This is a genomic window from Phaeobacter sp. QD34_24 (assembly GCF_028890115.1).
Taxonomy (GTDB): Bacteria; Pseudomonadota; Alphaproteobacteria; order Rhodobacterales; family Rhodobacteraceae; genus Phycobacter.
In genome coordinates, this window is record NZ_JARCJD010000027.1 from 18,601 (window position 1) to 35,419 (window position 16,819).

Consider the following 16,819-nt stretch of genomic DNA (forward strand, 5'->3'; position numbering starts at 1 on the left):
AGAATTGGAAAGTCGCATTTGATTTTTGTAAACTGAATGGATTGTAGGGACCCATTCGGCGTCAAAATTTAGAATGCGTTCAAGGCATGTATAGAATGGTGTCATGCGACAGTCGCAGGTCCAGTGTTCCAGGCAGGGAATCGGGGCGGATCCGGTTCCATGGCAAAGCACCTGCGATAAGAGCCGTTACGTCGCTGGGGGGCGATAGATGTTCAACTTGATTAGCGCCCTCTCGCGCAAACAGAAAGCCTATGTCTTCCTGGCCATCGACCTGGCGCTCTTGCCGCTGGCCCTGTTGCTGACCTTCGCCCTGCAACCGCTGCCGGACCCGGCCCTGCGCACCCTGGCCATGATGCTGCCGGTGCTGCCCTATGCCATGGCGGTGATGGCGGCGATGTCGGCCTGGCTGGGCCTGCCGATGGTGCAGCTCAATGCCTATGAGCGCCACGCGGTGACCCTGACGGCGCTGGTCGCCTTTGCCACCGCAAGTGCCGTGGCCATCCTCACCTATCTCTTTGGTCCCGACCTGCCCGCGGGCACCCATGTGATCTTTGGCCTCATCTATTTCCTGATCCAGGTGGGGGTGCGCAGCGTGCTGCATCAGGTGGTGCTGGCCATCTACCGCCGCGCCCAGCCCCGTTGCCGGGTGCTGATCTACGGCGCCGGCAATACCGGCACCCAGCTGGCCCAGGCACTCAAGGCCCATGACGGGATCGATCCCGTCGCCTTTGTCGATGACAACTCGTCCCTGCAGGGCATGACCCTGGTTGGTCTGCCGGTGTTTTCCCCGGCGCGCATCGAGGAGATCGTCAAGAACCGCGAAATCAAGCGGGTGCTGCTGGCGATGCCGTCGCAGAGCCAGCCGAAACAGGCCAAGATCACCCAGCACCTGCAGGCCATGCGGCTGGAGGTGCAGGCGCTGCCCTCCTTTGCCCAGCTGATCGGTGAAGAGGCGCTGGTGGACAAGCTGACCCCGGTGGCGCCGCAAAGCTTCCTGGGCCGCGCCGCCCGCAACGTGCCGCTGAAAGCCGCCGCCCCCTCCTATGCGGGCCGGGTGGTTCTGGTCTCCGGCGCCGGCGGCTCGATCGGCTCGGAACTCTGCCGCCAGGTCGTCGCCTGCCGTCCGAAGAAACTGGTGCTGTTCGAGCTCTCGGAACTGGGCCTTTACACGGTGCACCAGGAGATGATGCAGCTGACCGCGGGCACCGGCATCGAGGTGGTTCCGGTCCTGGGCTCGGTCACCGATCCGCGCCAGGTGCGCCAGCTGCTGAGCCTCCATGATGTGCAGGTGGTGCTGCATGCGGCCGCCTACAAACACGTGCCGCTGGTCGAGGCCAACCCGCTGCCGGGGTTGGCCAACAATGTCTTTGGCACCGAAACCCTGGCGCGGGCCGCCGCCCAGGCCGGGGTGGAGCGCTTCATCCTGATCTCCTCGGACAAGGCGGTGCGGCCCACCAACGTGATGGGCGCCTCCAAGCGCATGGCCGAGCTGATCGTGCAGGATCTGGCCAGCCGCCATGCCCAGACGATCTTCACCATGGTGCGCTTTGGCAATGTGCTGGGCTCCTCGGGCTCGGTGGTGCCGCTGTTCCAGGAACAGATCAGCCGCGGCGGCCCGGTCACCGTCACCGACCCCAATGTGAAACGCTACTTCATGACCATCAGCGAGGCGGTGCAGCTGGTGCTGCAGGCCGGCGCCGAAGCCAAGGGCGGCGAGGTCTTCGTGCTGGACATGGGTGCGCCGGTCTCGATCCTGAAACTGGCGCGCCAGGTGATCGAAGGGGCCGGCTACACGGTCCGCGACGAGGACAATCCCGACGGCGATATCCCCATTGAAATCATCGGCCTCAGGCCCGGCGAGAAGATGGAGGAAGAGCTGACGCTCAGCCAGGAGCTGATCGGCACCCGCCACCAGAAGATCTTTTGTGCCCGCGAAACCAAGCTGTCGGAGATCGAGGTCGCCGCCCTGCTGCGCGCCTTGCGCCAGGTCATCGTCTCGGGCGATGAAGAGGCGGCCCGGCAGGTCGTCAAACATTGGGTCGAAGGCTACACCCAGCCCCCCGCACCAGCCCCGGCAAGCCGTGTCACCTCATGACGGCGCGCGCGGAAATCTGGGCGTTGATCCAGCGCCGGATTCTGTGATCTAACCGGCGCAGACAGGGATTTTTCAGACAGTCAGGACCGCCGTGGCCCCTTTTCGAAGAGATATGTTTTGGCGCCATGCGGGCGGGCTGTCCCTTGGCCTGTTTTTCATGACAGCTCTCGCGACCGGGGCCGCCCAGGCGCAATCCGCGCCCGGCACGGACGGGTTTGCCAGCGCCGCCCCCGTCGGCGCCCTTGAGGCGCCCAGCCTGACGCCGCCGCCCGCGCCGGGGCTGAATTTCTACGGCACCCCGGGCCTGATCGACATGCCAAGCGCCGAGATGCTGCCGGACGGGCATTTCGCCACCACCTTCTCCTGGTTTGGCGGCCAGAGCCGCTACAACCTGACCTTCCAGGCGCTGCCCTGGCTCAGCGCCTCCTTCCGCTACAACGGTATCCGCAACCTGAACCTCTTTGGCTTCAGCACCTATTACGACCGCGGTTTCGACGTGCGCTTCCGGCTGCTGCGCGAGCGGCGCTACCTGCCCGAGCTGACCATGGGGCTGCAGGATTTTGCCGGCACCGGGGTCTATGCGGCGGAATATCTGGTGGCCACCAAGCGGATCGAAACGCCGCCCTTGCGCTTTGGCGGCGCGGCGGGGCGTGTGCCCGGACAGCTGAAGATCACGGCGGGGCTTGGCTGGGGGCGGCTTGGCTCTCATGGCGCGATCGGCAAGATCGGCGGCAACCGCCCCAGCTTTGTCGGCGGCAGCACCGGCGGGCAGCTTTCCTATGACCAGTGGTTCCGGGGCGATTTTGCCCCCTTTGCCGGGGTCGAATGGCAGGCCAATGAACGCTGGTCCTTCAAGGCGGAATATTCCTCGGACGCCTATCGCACCGAGACCCGGGCCTCCAATGTCTTTGAGCGCAAGTCGCAGGTGAACCTGGGCCTGGAGTACCAGAGGTCCCCGACCACCCGGATCGGCGCCTATTATCTTTATGGCTCAGAATTCGGCGTCACCGCCCAGTTCCAGCTGAAGCCACGCCATCCGATGGTGCCGACACAGGTGCCCGCCCCGGCACCCATCGTGCCGCGCAGCCAATGGGCCACCGAAGCGGCGCATTGGAGCCAGGACTGGGCGCAAAGCCAGAACAAGCGGGTCGAGGTGCGCGACCTGGTCGCCGAGGACCTGAAGTCGCACGGGCTGGTGCTGGAGGCGATTGACCTCAAGGGTACCGAAGCCGAGGTGCGCTTCCGCAACCCGCGCTATCGCTCCTATGCCATCGCGGTGGGCCGGGTGGCGCGCACCATGGCGCGGGCGCTGCCGCCCTCGGTCGAGACCTTCCGCATCATCCCGGTGCGCTCGGGCATGGGGCTGTCGGCCACGGTGGTGCGCCGCAGCGACCTGGAGGATCTGGAATTCGCCCCCGAGGCGGTCGACGGTCTGGCTGCGGTCACCGCCGTGACGGCTGCCGGGCCGCTGCCCGAGACGGCGATCTTCTCGGGCGAGCTGTATCCGGCCTTCTCCCATTCCATCAGCCCCTATGCGGATCCCGCCTATTTCGACCCGTCGCGGCCCTTCCGGATGGATCTGGGCGTGGATCTTTCCGCCTCTTATGCGCCGGCACCGGGCTGGCGCATCTCCGGGGCCATCCGCCAGCGGGTCTGGGGCAATGTGCAGGACGGGCGCGCCTCGAACTCGGTGCTGCCCCATGTGCGCACCGACCAGTCCTTTTACGCCCAGCACGGCACCACCCTGGAAAGCCTCTATGTGGATCGCAGCTGGCAGCCCCGGCATAATTTCTATGCCCGGCTGCGCGCCGGCCTGTTCGAGGCCATGTATGGCGGCATCTCGGGCGAGGTGCTGTGGAAACCGGTCGCCAGCCCGCTGGCGCTGGGGCTGGAGACCAATTACGTCATCCAGCGCGATTACGATCAGCGGTTCTCCTTCCGCGATTACAAGACCTTCACCGGCCATGCCTCGGCCTATCTGGAGCTGGGCAAGAACTACCAGGCGCAGGTCGATGTGGGCCGCTACCTGGCCGGGGATTACGGCGCCACCTTCAGCCTGTTCCGCGAATTCGAAAACGGCTTCAAGGTCGGTGGCTTCTTCACCCGCACCAATGTCTCGGCGGCGGACTTCGGCGAAGGCTCCTTTGACAAGGGCTTCTATTTCCGCATCCCGCTGGGCTGGCTGATCGGCAAGGAAAGCCGCAACGCCTACGGGCTGACCATCCGCCCGATCCAGCGCGACGGCGGCCAGCGGGTCGGCGGCGTCGGCGGGCTTTACGGCGATGTGCGTGACGCGCATCGCAGCAGCCTGACGGCACAACGGGCGAGGGCCTGGGAATGATCGCACCACGCATACGCCGCGCTCTGCGCAACAGCCTTGGCGCGGTCGCCGCTGTTTTTGCCCTGGCCGCCTGCACCGGTGGTCAGCAGGAAGCCGGGCTTGAGCTGGAGATCCTGAAGACCGTGCGCGATCAGGTGAAGCTGCGGCTCAAGGACAAGCCAGAGCGTCCGCCGGTGACCCGGGCGCTGCTCGACAGTCTGGATGACACCTATATCGAGGTCCGGGTCGAGGACAGCGACCTGCTGGCCTACCTGCGCCCCTTGCTGGTGAAACAGGACAGCACCCCCGGCACCCTGACCCTTTGGGTGACCGAGGATTCGGTGACCCTGGCCCTGCGCGAAGGCGTGCTGACCGCCACCCGCGGGCTGCGCAACGACATGCTGTCCGCCTCGACGCTGGTCACGGAAACGGGCGGCAGGATGGGCCCCCGGGGCCAGGGGGCGCGGCGCTATGAAATTGCCGCCCTCGACAACCGCTCCGAAGTCTTCACCCTGGCCTGCACGGTCTCGGATCTGGGACCGGAAACCATCGAGATCGTCGAGCTGACCTATCAGACCCGCCACCTGCAGGAGCACTGCGAAAGCGAATCTGGCCTGGTGGTCAACGACTACTGGGTTGATTCCCGCAGCGGCCATCTGTGGCAATCGCGCCAATGGGCCGGTCCCACCATCGGATATATGCGCATCCGCCAGTTGACACTTTGAGCGATTCTTCGCCATTTCAGCCCAACCAGAGGCCCAACTTGGGGACCCACGCGCGGTTTTCGCGCAACGGTCAAAAAAAATGTATTTTTCGACAGGTTATTGCCTTTCCTTTCGTTGAAATGAAACTTCCTCTGGCATAGGGTCACCCTCAAAGGTCTCCATAGGAGTTTGGATCATGAAACAGTTCTTCGCAGCATTTGCCCTGGCCACCATGGCCGCAACCTCCCTGTCCGCACAGGCCGCACCCGCAGCAGGCGCTGGTGGCGGCACCGGTGGTGGTGCAGGCGGTATCGGTGCCGGTCTCGGCGGTGGTCTCGGCGCAGCTGGTATCGCAGCTGGCGTTATCGCGGCAGCTGTCGTGGTTGGCGTTGTCACCAATGACGACGACACCACCACCACCACCACAACCACAACCACCAACAACTAAGCTTGGTGCACCGCCCTTTTGGGGGGTGATCGGTTTCAGGCCGAATGACATTGAAGAAGCGGGCTCTTTCGGGTCCGCTTTTTCTTTTCGGCAGCCGTTTGCGGCGCCGGTGCCTTTCTATTGAAGCACCCTGCGCCGCGGTTTATAGCCGAAGGTCAGACGGCCCCAAGGCCCCTGACCGCCAGGGCGCCGCAGAGGAAAGGACCCCCCACATGAGTGCTCCGGCCATGAGCAATCCGACATGACCGTGTCAGAGGCGCGGATTTGCGTGATCGGCCTGGGCTATGTGGGCTTGCCGCTGGCGGTGGCCTTTGGCGGGCTGCGCCCGACCTTAGGCTTTGACATCGACGCCAGCCGCATCGATGAGCTGCGCCAGGGCCACGACCGGACCCGCGAGACCGGCGCCGAGGAACTGGCGGGCGCCGATCAGCTGCGCTTTACCGCCGATCCCGCCGAAATCGCCGGTTGCTCGATCTATATCATCACCGTGCCGACCCCGGTGGATGCCAGCCACCGCCCGGATCTGACACCGCTGCTGCGCGCCTCGGACACCGTTGGCCGCGTGCTGAAACCCGGCGATCTGGTGATCTACGAAAGCACCGTCTACCCCGGCGCCACCGAGGAAGACTGCGTGCCGGTGCTGGAAGCCGCCTCCGGGCTGGTCTTCAACGCAGATTTCCACGTCGGCTATTCTCCCGAACGGATCAACCCCGGTGACAAGGCGCGGCGCCTGGCCGATATCGTCAAGGTGACCTCCGGCTCGACGCCCGAGGTGGCAGCAAAGGTCGATGCGCTCTACCGCCAGGTGGTGCGGGCGGGCACCCATCCGGCCCCCTCGATCCGGGTGGCCGAGGCCGCCAAGGTGATCGAGAACAGCCAGCGCGACATCAACATTGCCCTGGTGAACGAGCTGGCGATGATCTTCAACCGCATGGGGATCGACACCGAGGCGGTGCTGGACGCGGCCGGCAGCAAGTGGAATTTCCTCAACTTCCGCCCCGGCCTGGTGGGCGGGCACTGTATCGGGGTCGATCCCTATTACCTGACCCACAAGGCCGAAAGCCTGGGCTACCACCCCGAGATCCTCTTGGCGGGGCGGCGGCTCAACGATGGCATGGGCGCCTATGTGGCCGGCGAGATGGTCAAGGCGATGCTGCGCCGCAGGTTGCCGGTGGCGGGCGCCCGGGTTCTGGTGATGGGGCTGACCTTCAAGGAGAACTGCCCCGATCTGCGCAACACCCGCGTCATCGACGTGGTGCGCACGCTTGAGGAATTCGGCCTCATCGTTGAGGTGCACGATCCCCATGCCGACCCCGAAGAAGCGCTCTTGGAATATGGGATCACCCTGGTGGAACGCCCCGGCATGGCCGCTTATGAAGGCATCCTGCTGGCGGTGGCCCATGACGCCTTCCGGCAGATGGGCGCCAAGGCCCTCCGCGCCTATGGCACCCCGGGCGCGCTGCTTTATGATCTGAAATACATCCTGCCCCCCGAAGACTCGGACCTGCGCCTCTAGAGGCTGCGCCGGAGCGGGGGCGTCCTGACGGAAAGACGAACACAACATGCGCAAGTTCTTTGGCACCGACGGGGTGCGCGGCACCGCCAACACCTATCCGATGACCGCCGATATGGCGCTGCGCATCGGCGCCGCCGTCGGGCGCTACTTCCGCCGCGAGGCCGGCGGGGTGCACCGGGTGGTGATCGGCAAGGACACCCGCCTGTCGGGCTATATGTTCGAAAGCGCGCTGACCGCGGGCCTCACCTCGACCGGCATGAACGTGCTGTTGCTGGGGCCGGTGCCGACCCCGGCGGTGGGGCTGATGACGCGTTCGATGCGCGCTGATCTCGGCGTGATGATCTCGGCCAGCCACAACCCGGCCGAGGACAACGGCATCAAGTTCTTCGGCCCCGACGGCTTCAAGCTGTCGGATCAGGCCGAACTGGAGATCGAAGCCCTGATCGAGACCGGGGTGGAGCCGGCCCGGGCGAGCAATATCGGCCGCGCCAAGCGCATTGACGATGCGCGCTTTCGCTATGGCGAGCGGGTGAAATCCTCGCTGCCGCGCGACATTCGCCTGGATGGCCTCAAGGTGGTGGTGGATTGCGCCCATGGCGCCGCCCACCGCGCCGCGCCGGAAATCCTCTGGGAGCTGGGCGCCGAGGTGATCCCCATGGGCATCACCCCCGATGGCACCAATATCAACCGCGGCTGCGGTTCCACCCAGCCGCAGGCGGCGGCCGAAATGGTGGTGGCCCATGGCGCCCATGTGGGGATCTGCCTGGATGGCGATGCGGACCGGGTGACCGTGATCGATGAAAACGGCGCCATTGCCGATGGCGATCAGCTGATGGCGCTTCTGGCGGTCCGCTGGGCCGAGGCCGAGCAGCTGGCGGGCGGCGCCCTGGTGGCGACGGTGATGTCGAACCTCGGGCTGGAACGCTTCCTGGAGGGGCAGGGCCTGAGGCTGGAGCGCACCGCCGTCGGCGACCGTTACGTGGTCGAAGCCATGCGCGCGGGCGGCTTCAACCTGGGCGGTGAGCAATCCGGCCATATCGTGATGAGCGATTACGCCACCACCGGCGACGGGCTGATGGCGGGGCTGCATGTGCTGGCGGCCATGGTGCAGACGGGGCGGCCGGCCTCCGAACTGGTGCGCCAGTTCGACCCCGTCCCGCAGCTTTTGAAGAACGTGCGCTTTGGCGCCGGGCAGACCCCGCTTGAGACGGCATCGGTCAAGGCGGCAATCCGCGAGGCCGAGGCCGCGCTGGCCGGGCAGGGGCGGCTTTTAATCCGCAAATCCGGCACCGAGCCGCTGATCCGGGTGATGGCCGAATGCGAGGATGATGCGCTGCTTGAGCGGACCGTGGATCAGGTGGTCGAAGCCGTCGAAGCCGCCACCGCCTGACCGCCCGCCCAGGCCTGAACCTGGGATCAGGCCGACAGGATCAGGCCGATAGGCGCGGCGCCTCGTCCAGCATGTCTTCCGCTGCGGCGCCGCCGCCGGTGCGGAAACGCTCCAGCGCCGCGGCCATGGCCTGGGCCTCTTGCGACAGGGCGATGGAGGCCGAGGTCACCTCTTCAAAAAGGGCGGCATTCTTGGTGGTGGCATCATCCAGATTGGCCACCGCGCCATTGACCTCCTGCAGGTTGCTGGACTGCTCGGCCGAGGCCCGGGAAATATTCTGCATCAGATCCGCCGCGCCCGAGACCGATTGCGAGATCTCGTTGATCACCTCGCCGGTGCGTCCGACCAGCTCGGCGCCCATATCCACATGTTCCTGGCTTTCGGCGACCAGTTCGGCGATCTCGGTCGCGGCCTCCTTCGAGCGATGCGCCAGGCTGCGCACCTCGGAGGCGACCACCGCAAAGCCCTTGCCGACAGAGCCGGCCCGGGCCGCTTCCACCCCGGCGTTGAGCGCCAGGAGATTGGTCTGCTGGGCGATGCTGTCGATAAGGCCGATGATCTGGGAAATCTTCGCCGCACTTTCCTTGATCGCCTCCATCGCCGCAAAGGTGCGCTGCACCACCTCCAGGCTTTCGCGGGCATTGCGATGGGCGGTCTCCACCGAGGCGGAGGCCTCTCCGGAGGCGCGCGCGGTGCTGTCCACCGAGACCGTCAGCTGGTTGAGCGCCGCCGCGGTCGTGGCCAGGGTCTGCGCCGAATGTTCCGACCGAGCCGACAGATCGCGAGCGGCACCGGAAATCTCGCTGGTGCCGCTGGCGGTGGACTGGCCGCTCTGGCTGAGGCTATGCATGGAGTCTTCCAGCGCCTCCAGGGCGGCGTTGAAATCGGCGCGCAGCTTGGCATAGCCCTCGCTCATCGGGACGGTGATGCGCGCGGTCAGATCCCCCTCGGCCAGCCGCTCCAGCCCCTCGCCGATGGCATTGACCGCGGCCCGCTGCTGGGCCAGGTTCTGCTGGCGCTCGGCCTCGGCCGCCTTTGAAATCTCTTCCTTTTCCACCAGCCCGTCGCGGAACACCGACAGCGCCCGGGCAATGCGGCGGATTTCCGAACTGGAACGGTCAAAGCCTGCAACCGGGCTCATGTCGCCGCCTGCCAGGTTCTCGGTGGTTTCGCTGATCCGCGCCAGGGGGCGGGTGATCAGGATCCGGGTCAGCAGCAGCGCCGCCAGCATCACCACGACAGAGACCACAAGCAGGCTCTGCATCTGGATCTGTGAGGCCTTCACCTCCCGGGACACCGAGGCGGCCATCTCGGCGATGGCGGCCTGGTTGTCCACGTTGAGCGTGGCCGCGCGCCGGGCGATCGTGGCCACGGCCTCGGCTGCCTGGCTTGAGGCGGCCACGGTTTCCGCCCGCGCGTTGATGGTGGCAATGCGCGAGGCGGCCAGCCCGGTTTCGGGGTTCACATCCACGGCGATCTGTTCCAGGTCGGCTACGATCAGCCCACCTTCCACATCGCGGAAGGTCAGCAATGCCGCGGCGGCGGCCTCCAGCGGCTGTATCACCGCGCGGACCTCCTGGATCGTATCAGCTGCCAACACCTGCAGGGCCGCCACCTGCAGGGCATTGACCTGAGTGTTCATCTCCAGAAGGCGGTTCAGCACACCGATTTCATTATCCAGGAGGCTTTGCACCGCATCGCGGCTTTCCTCGGCGGTTTCCTCGGCAACGATTTCCAACACGAAGATCATATCCTCGATCGCCTTCATCAGCACATTGTCGCTGGCCTGGCGGTGATCCAGAACCAGCGGGCGCAGCTCTTTCTGTTCGGAGCGGCGCGCGCGCATCATGCGGTCAAAGGCGACCAGCGCCTCTTCGACGATCCCCGCCTCGACCGGGTCCACCTCCATCTCCACCAGGCGTTCGGGCAGATCGGCCAGCGCCGCCTTGGCGCCCTTGGCCATCTGCGTCATGGCCCGCTTCAGCGCCGGTTCCCGGGTCTGGCCCAGGGCCATGGCCACGCCGGACAGGAGATTGATCTCCGCCTGGGCCTCCAAGAGGGTCTGCAGCTTGGTGAAATGCTCCTCCACCAGAACGGCCAGGGACTCCTCCAGGGCGACCATCGTCTCTTCGCCGCCATCCGACAGCGCGGCATAGGCGTGCTCTGCCGCCTCCAGCAGGTGCACCTGCAGCGCCTGCCCATGCAGCTGCAGCGCATCGATCTGCGCGGCGGTCCGGGCCTCGCTGTCAAAGGTGGTCGCCCGCGCTTCCATCAGCGCATTGAGCGCCTGCACCGCGCCATCGGCCAGCACCTCGTAATCGGCGCGCACCGCGGGCGGCAGCCCCGCGACCCCTTCGCCCAGCTGGCGGACAGCGGTATCGACCTGGTCCCGGACCCCGGCCAGCGCCCCCGCATCATCGACCAGCAGGATATCGGTCATCACCGTCCGGGTCAGCCCGGTGGCCTCGGTCAGGCGGGCGCTGACCTCCATCTGCGGCAGCTTCTCCCCGGTCAGCACCGACATTTCATCCGACACGCGGCCAAACACCAGAAAGGCCAGCACCCCGACGCCGGCCGAGACCCCGCCCATCGCCAGCAGGATCAGGACCAGCTTGGCCCCGATGCTGGACAAGGGACGAAACCGCCGCGAAGCGGGCTGCGTTTCAGAAGAGGCCATCTGCGTCATGTTCTGCCACCTGTATCTAGGTTGATCGTAACCGAAAGCCGCAACTGCCCCTCCCAACAGCCGGAGGATGCAGGCGCGCTCAAATTGACCAGACAGAGCCTATCGCCCCAAGGTTTAAAACTATTTTATAACTCACCTGCTTTTTACCTATAATTTGCCTGTTCTCCCGCGCCGCTACGGGGCAAATACGGGCAGGCAGGCAGGTTCTGTCCGCCCGGTGTAGGCGCATGAAACGCTCTTGAGACTCCCGTTCTGGTTTTTCTTCTGATTTGAAGGCTCCGCTAAGGTTTTGTCGCTAACGTGCCTTTCGGCAGTGCCCATCGGTCGGCTGCGCTCCTGGCAGCCGGTTGCCCTGCAGGCCAGCAGAGCCATATGTGAATGGGTAGGCCAGGTGCGATCGGGTCAGGCATGTGTGACCGGATCAGTTAAGAGTTGAACGAGGTGTCCAGTGCCCAAGGCAGAGCAAAGCCACATGGATAGCAGGTTGATCGCCCTGATCGGGGCGGCGCAGGCTCCGATGGCGCTGATCACCGCAGAGCTGGCCCTTGTCGCGGCCAATGCCGCCTTCCGGCAGGCCGTGCCGCTGCGCGACGGCCCTGCAGGCCCGGAGTTTCTCTCGCCTCCGCCGATCTCCCGCAAGGCCCTGAGCCCGCAGATGCCCCCCCTGCAAAGTACGGTGCCGGGGCGGTCAGGGACGCAGACCTGGCATATCAGCGCCCTGGGTCCGGATCTCTATATGGTGGAGCTGACCCCGCCGCAGGTCTTCCTGCGGCGCCGGTTCTACAGCCACCTGCGCAGCCTGGCCGCGGCCACGCAAAGCCCGGTGATCTTCTGCACCCCCGATCAGCGCATCCGCTGGATCAACCCGGCCTGCGAGGCACTCACCGGGTTCAGCGCTCAGGAGGCCCGCGGTCGCAAGCCCAGCGAGGTCCTGCACAGCGCCCATATGGATCCCGAAGGCGCCGCCCGCATCACCCGGGCCATGACCGCCGAAGAACCGGTGACCGCAGAACTGTTGAACCGCACCCGCTCGGGCGAGGAATACTGGCAGGTTCTGGATGTCACCCCGCTGCATGGTCCCGATGGCCAGCTGGAAGGCTATGTGGCGATCCACACCGATGTCACGCCTTTGAAAAAGGCCGCCGAAGACAACGTGCGCAGCGCCCGGCTGGGCCGCATCATCGAGGAAAGCCTGCACGAGATCTATATCTTCGATCCCGAGACGCTGAAATTCTCCGAGGTGAACCGGGGCGCGCGCGACAACCTCGGCTACAGCATGGCGGACCTGGCGCAGATGACGCCGGTGGATATCAAGCCCGATTACGATGAGTACAGCTTCCGGCAGATGGTGCAGCCGCTGATCGCGGGCACGCAAAGCACCCTGCGCTTCAAGACCCGTCACCGACGCCGGGACGGCAGCTGCTACCCGGTCGAGATCACCCTGCAGCTGATGATGGATGATCAGCCCTGGTTCGTGGCCATGGTCGAGGATTCCACCCAGCGCGATGCCAGCCAACAGGCGGCCGAGATGGCCCATGCCCGGCTGGTGACCGCGATCGAGGCCCTGCCCGAAGGCTTCGGCCTGGTCTTCTACGATGCCGATGACCGGCTGGTGCTGGCCAATGCCCGCTACCGCGAGATCTACGCCGACAGCGCCCCGGTGATCCGGGAGGGCGTCCGCTTTGAGGACGTGCTGCGCTACGGGCTGGCGCAGGGGCAGTATGAAGAGGCCAAGGGCCGCGAAGAGGAATGGCTGCGCGGTCGGCTGGCGCAGCATCGCCAGGAAAGCAGCACCACGCGCCAGACGCTCGGCAATGGGCGGGTGCTGCAGATCTATGAACGCGCCACACCCGATGGCGGCCGGGTCGGCCTGCGGGTGGATGTGACCGAATTCGACGAGGCCCGCGCCCGCGCCGAGGCCGCCAATGCCGCCAAATCCGCCTTTCTCGCCAATATGAGCCACGAGATCCGCACCCCGATGAACGGCATCCTGGGCATGCTGCAGCTCCTGTCGGAAACCGCCCTGGACGGCGAACAGGCCGAAATGCTGGAAACGGCAGAGACCTCGGCACAGGGGCTGCTGTCGATCCTCAACGACATTCTGGACCTGGCCCGGATCGAGGCCGGCAAGGAAGAGCTGGACCAGGCGCCCTTTACCCCCGCCTTGGTGCTGCAGCAGGTGGCCTCGCTGCATCGGGTGGTGGCCGAAGCCAAGGACGTGCGCCTCAAGCTGGAGCTGGCGCCCGGCACCGAAGAGCCGCGCCTGGGCGATGCCCGCCGGGTCGGGCAGATCCTGCATAACCTCTGCGGCAATGCGCTGAAGTTCACCCAAGCCGGCCAGGTGCAGTTGACCGCCGGGATCAGCAAGGAGGGCGCCCTGCGCCTTGAGGTCCGCGACAGCGGCATCGGCATGGACCAGGAAGCGCTGCAGCGGGTCCAGGGCAAATTCGAACAGGCCGACAATTCCACCACCCGCGCCTTTGGCGGCACCGGCCTGGGGCTGGCGATCGTCTCGGAACTGGTGGCGCTGATGCAGGGGCGGCTCGACATGAAGTCCACGCCCGGGCAGGGCACCACCGTCACCGTGGAACTGCCACTGCCGCTGGCGCCGGAAGGCGCCCTGTCCGCAGGTGACGCCGCCGTGCAAGAGCCGCCGCACCGGGCCTTGACCGCCCCCGCGTCGGCGGCCGCCGCGCCAGACACATCCCCCCGGGGCCCCGAGCGCCAGACCAGGCCCGACCGCAAGGGCCATGCCACCGCGCAGCCCCTGCGCATCCTGGTGGCCGAGGACAATGCCACCAACCGGATGATCATCGACAAGATGCTGACCCGCATGGGCCATGAGGTGGTGCTGTGCAACGATGGGGCCGAGGCGGTCGCCACCTGGCAGCCCGGCGCCTTTGACTGCCTGTTGATGGATATCTCGATGCCCCGGCTGTCCGGCATCGAAGCGCTGCAGGAGATCCGCAAGCAGACCCGGGCCCAGGGCCAGAGCGCAACACCGGCCATTGCGGTCACCGCCCATACCATGCCGGATCAGGTCGCGGCCCTCCTGCGCGAAGGCTTTGACGCGGTGCTGAGCAAGCCGATCCATGCCCGGGAGCTGGACCGGATGCTGGATGGCTGCCGGTCCAGGTCCGAATCCTTGCAATAAGGCGCGGGGTCTGGTCTTCCGCAGGCATCACAACACCAAGCAGGCCGCTCAGCAATACCCGGGCACCGATGCAATCACTTTGGACTTGTCCCGTTTTATGCCGCTACACGTTCTCGTTTAGGCCACTGTCCGTTCGAGAGCGACTGAGCTTTTCCAACCCAATGCTCTGTGCAAATTCAGGGAGCACTTTGCGGCTTCGGCGGTCGTAGATCTGGCATAGGAGCTTCCAAACGCCCAGCTACCCCGGCGCCAGAATGCATCCCCCTCGTCTCCATCGAAAAAACCTAGGACTTCGCTCAACACGTCTGGCACCGACGGGACCTGCCGGGATGTCGAGCCATTCCTCGCCGCACGGAAGGAACTGATTTCGGGCGGAGACGGCTGATATGCCGTTGCCCAAAACGCTCACCTACCTTCTAATTTTCGAGCTTTATGCTGGTTTGCGATTTGTGTGCCTAGAGCAAACGTTGAGAGGCTCAGTGTCAAGCGTGGAGATCACCCCTCCTTAGTTGAGCGTAAATTCTCTTGACATTTTTTAGTTGAATTTCGGCAATCTCGCGACCTCAGCGCTATAGTGAAATTAGCGATCGATGGATTGCCTCAATAACTCGTACTGAAAAGGATTCCGACATGGACACGACCCCTAACCGCCTTGGCGGAGCAATGGGTGCTGGCGAAACGCCAGTGCTCAACTTCAACCTGGAGAAGAACATCTCCGGAGCCAAACACGATTTAATAGACAAGGACATGGTCTTTTCCATGATCCAGTGGATGGCCGATGAACTTAATAGTGAAAAAGACGCGCCGGAGCTTGTGCGCTGCCTTCTGGGTATGGCCAATGAGCTGGTGCAGACCCTTGAGCACCACGAGCTGATCCACATCACACCCGCTGACACTAACGGGATTGGCTCGGCCACCGAAGCTCCTATGCTTCCGCCCCGGATACCTCCTCTGCCTTCACTTGCTCAGCTTCATCGTCTTCCTCGTGAAGATCAGGCTCGCTTTCTCGACAAGCGGGCAAGTGATCTCATGCGCGAAATCGAAGGCTTGAGGCTCGGTTACTATGAAGCGCCAGATTATCGGCTCGACTATCGCATGATCGAGCAGGCCCGCCGCAGGTATCGCAAACTGCGCGACACGGCCATGAAGCTGGGCCACTGGACAGATGGACGTTGGGAGGCGGGTTCAGAAGAAACACACCTCGTCTGACGCGCCCCCAAGACCCTCCCTGAAAACAAGATACGAACCAAAAACTGGGATTTCAGCCGCACGGCTGGTCCCAGCACGATGGAGACATGTCAAATGACAAGAACCGCACACGACATCAGGTTGAACAAACTCTACCGCGTTCTGAACCTGATACCCGCCAAGTATCGCGCACGTGAAGCCGAGCTGATGCCGAATAAATGGCCAGAATACCGTTTTCTGACGCCTTGGGATGCCAACCGGCTGTTCCACAAGTCCTTTATAGAGGCCTATAAAAATTATCTTCGCACCAACATCGACGCCACTACCGCAGCCGACATCAAGATCGGCTTCAAACTGAATTTCCATAAACGGAACGCCCATCTGACCCAGCTCTACGTCGCACGCCAGAAAGCCGACGAGATTGGTTTGCCTTATCCTGCCTACTTGGAGTTCATTTTCACATTTGCGGCCGCGCGCAGATATAGACAACCGCCGCAGCCTAATCAGCTTTGGCCCAACGAGAAGAAACTCGATGCCTGGCTGACCAAGATAGTGGAGTTCTGGAACAACGACCGCCATTGCCTGGAATTGAACCGGATGAAAAGCATGCCCCAATATGCGTATTACTCTGACCGGGGCCTTCCGGCACAGCATCGGTTTCGCTCTGAATTGATCGATATGGTCTCAACTGGCGCAATGCCGACAAACCGCTTCGTGGCAAAGCATGTCTTCGAGCGCCAGTACTTTCGGATCGACAGTTGCGATTTCCTGGAAAGGTCTGCAGCTGAAAATGCCGAACGCAATGCACGCGCGGACATGGGCATCGGCCTCCTGACACCGACCGACTATCGGACACTGAGCAAGGAAGATTTCTACCAGAGCTGTTTTGGAGTTCCTGGCATCGTCGTGTCCGATAATCCTGTCTGTTCTTCCTGTCAGCAGCGTAAAGAATGCGAACTGACTCGTCAGTCAGTTATTTCAAGGTCACTTTCCGAGACGGGATTTGCCGATCCGATTGACGAAGCTGACAGGCGGGGAAATCGGAGGCGCGTGAACGAATACCGCGCGCGCCAGCGTGCAATGAAATCTAAGGCCAATGCGGCTCCGTCGCCGGAAGTTGCCATGTAATGCCCCCCCGTGTTGCGAGCACAGCGTAAAAGGAAAGAAGAAAATATTAGGGACGTATTACACCCTCCGGAAACCAGAACACTCCCCCCGGATATGTAATGCTCCCCTAATTGTTAGGGTCAGGACTCATAGCCAGTAAATGACGAGCGCTGCGAGTGCGATGGCTGACAGGAAGACCTTTGGGCACCTG

Annotated in this window: 10 protein-coding genes; 9 read left to right on the forward strand and 1 reads right to left on the reverse strand. The window is 64.2% G+C overall.

Annotation, left to right across the window (positions count from 1 at the left end; genetic code table 11):
• Positions 1-208: 208 nt before the first annotated feature.
• The 6 genes from PXK07_RS17095 (at position 209) to glmM (ending at position 8,473) form a co-directional block, all read left to right on the forward strand.
• Positions 209-2,095: a polysaccharide biosynthesis protein gene (locus PXK07_RS17095; protein WP_274849558.1), complete on the forward strand. Its 1,887-nt coding sequence runs from the start codon at positions 209-211 to the stop codon at positions 2,093-2,095.
• Between the two features lie 157 nt (positions 2,096-2,252).
• Complete coding sequence (locus PXK07_RS17100; protein WP_274849559.1) at positions 2,253-4,436, forward strand: YjbH domain-containing protein; 2,184 nt, start codon at positions 2,253-2,255, stop codon at positions 4,434-4,436.
• Positions 4,433-5,140 (forward strand): YjbF family lipoprotein, encoded by a 708-nt coding sequence (locus PXK07_RS17105; protein ID WP_274849560.1) that lies wholly within the window; start codon positions 4,433-4,435, stop codon positions 5,138-5,140. Before PXK07_RS17100 ends, PXK07_RS17105 begins: the two co-directional genes overlap by 4 nt.
• A gap of 175 nt (positions 5,141-5,315) precedes the next feature.
• Positions 5,316-5,567 (forward strand): hypothetical protein, encoded by a 252-nt coding sequence (locus PXK07_RS17110; protein WP_274849561.1) that lies wholly within the window; start codon positions 5,316-5,318, stop codon positions 5,565-5,567.
• Between the two features lie 241 nt (positions 5,568-5,808).
• Positions 5,809-7,083: a Vi polysaccharide biosynthesis UDP-N-acetylglucosamine C-6 dehydrogenase TviB gene (tviB, locus tag PXK07_RS17115; RefSeq protein WP_274849562.1), complete on the forward strand. Its 1,275-nt coding sequence runs from the start codon at positions 5,809-5,811 to the stop codon at positions 7,081-7,083.
• Positions 7,084-7,129: 46 nt separating this feature from the next.
• On the forward strand, positions 7,130-8,473 hold the full coding sequence (glmM, locus tag PXK07_RS17120; RefSeq protein ID WP_274849563.1) for a phosphoglucosamine mutase: 1,344 nt from the start codon (positions 7,130-7,132) through the stop codon (positions 8,471-8,473).
• Positions 8,474-8,513: 40 nt separating this feature from the next.
• On the opposite strand, the gene PXK07_RS17125 is transcribed toward glmM, so the two are convergent.
• Positions 8,514-11,159 (reverse strand): methyl-accepting chemotaxis protein, encoded by a 2,646-nt coding sequence (locus PXK07_RS17125; RefSeq protein ID WP_274849564.1) that lies wholly within the window; start codon positions 11,157-11,159, stop codon positions 8,514-8,516.
• 472 nt (positions 11,160-11,631) lie between these two features.
• Between PXK07_RS17125 and PXK07_RS17130 the strand changes: the two genes are divergently transcribed.
• From PXK07_RS17130 to PXK07_RS17140, 3 genes are all read left to right on the forward strand, one after another.
• The gene (locus PXK07_RS17130; RefSeq protein WP_274849565.1) at positions 11,632-14,313 is read left to right on the forward strand and encodes a PAS domain S-box protein; all 2,682 of its coding nucleotides are present in this window, start codon (positions 11,632-11,634) and stop codon (positions 14,311-14,313) included.
• Positions 14,314-14,943: 630 nt separating this feature from the next.
• Positions 14,944-15,522, forward strand: coding sequence for a hypothetical protein (locus PXK07_RS17135; RefSeq protein WP_274849566.1), 579 nt, complete (start codon positions 14,944-14,946; stop codon positions 15,520-15,522).
• A gap of 93 nt (positions 15,523-15,615) precedes the next feature.
• Entirely contained in the window at positions 15,616-16,629 is a 1,014-nt protein-coding gene (locus tag PXK07_RS17140; RefSeq protein ID WP_274849567.1) for a hypothetical protein, read from the forward strand.
• Positions 16,630-16,819: the final 190 nt, after the last annotated feature.

Bases quoted from the DNA above. Each gene is read 5' to 3' on its own strand.
- PXK07_RS17095 (WP_274849558.1), top strand. From the start codon at position 209: ATGTTCAACTTGATTAGCGCCCTCTCGCGCAAACAGAAAGCCTATGTC.
- PXK07_RS17100 (WP_274849559.1), top strand. From the start codon at position 2,253: ATGACAGCTCTCGCGACCGGGGCCGCCCAGGCGCAATCCGCGCCCGGC.
- PXK07_RS17105 (WP_274849560.1), top strand. From the start codon at position 4,433: ATGATCGCACCACGCATACGCCGCGCTCTGCGCAACAGCCTTGGCGCG.
- PXK07_RS17110 (WP_274849561.1), top strand. From the start codon at position 5,316: ATGAAACAGTTCTTCGCAGCATTTGCCCTGGCCACCATGGCCGCAACC.
- tviB (WP_274849562.1), top strand. From the start codon at position 5,809: ATGACCGTGTCAGAGGCGCGGATTTGCGTGATCGGCCTGGGCTATGTG.
- glmM (WP_274849563.1), top strand. From the start codon at position 7,130: ATGCGCAAGTTCTTTGGCACCGACGGGGTGCGCGGCACCGCCAACACC.
- PXK07_RS17125 (WP_274849564.1), bottom strand. From the start codon at position 11,159: ATGACGCAGATGGCCTCTTCTGAAACGCAGCCCGCTTCGCGGCGGTTT.
- PXK07_RS17130 (WP_274849565.1), top strand. From the start codon at position 11,632: ATGGATAGCAGGTTGATCGCCCTGATCGGGGCGGCGCAGGCTCCGATG.
- PXK07_RS17135 (WP_274849566.1), top strand. From the start codon at position 14,944: ATGGACACGACCCCTAACCGCCTTGGCGGAGCAATGGGTGCTGGCGAA.
- PXK07_RS17140 (WP_274849567.1), top strand. From the start codon at position 15,616: ATGACAAGAACCGCACACGACATCAGGTTGAACAAACTCTACCGCGTT.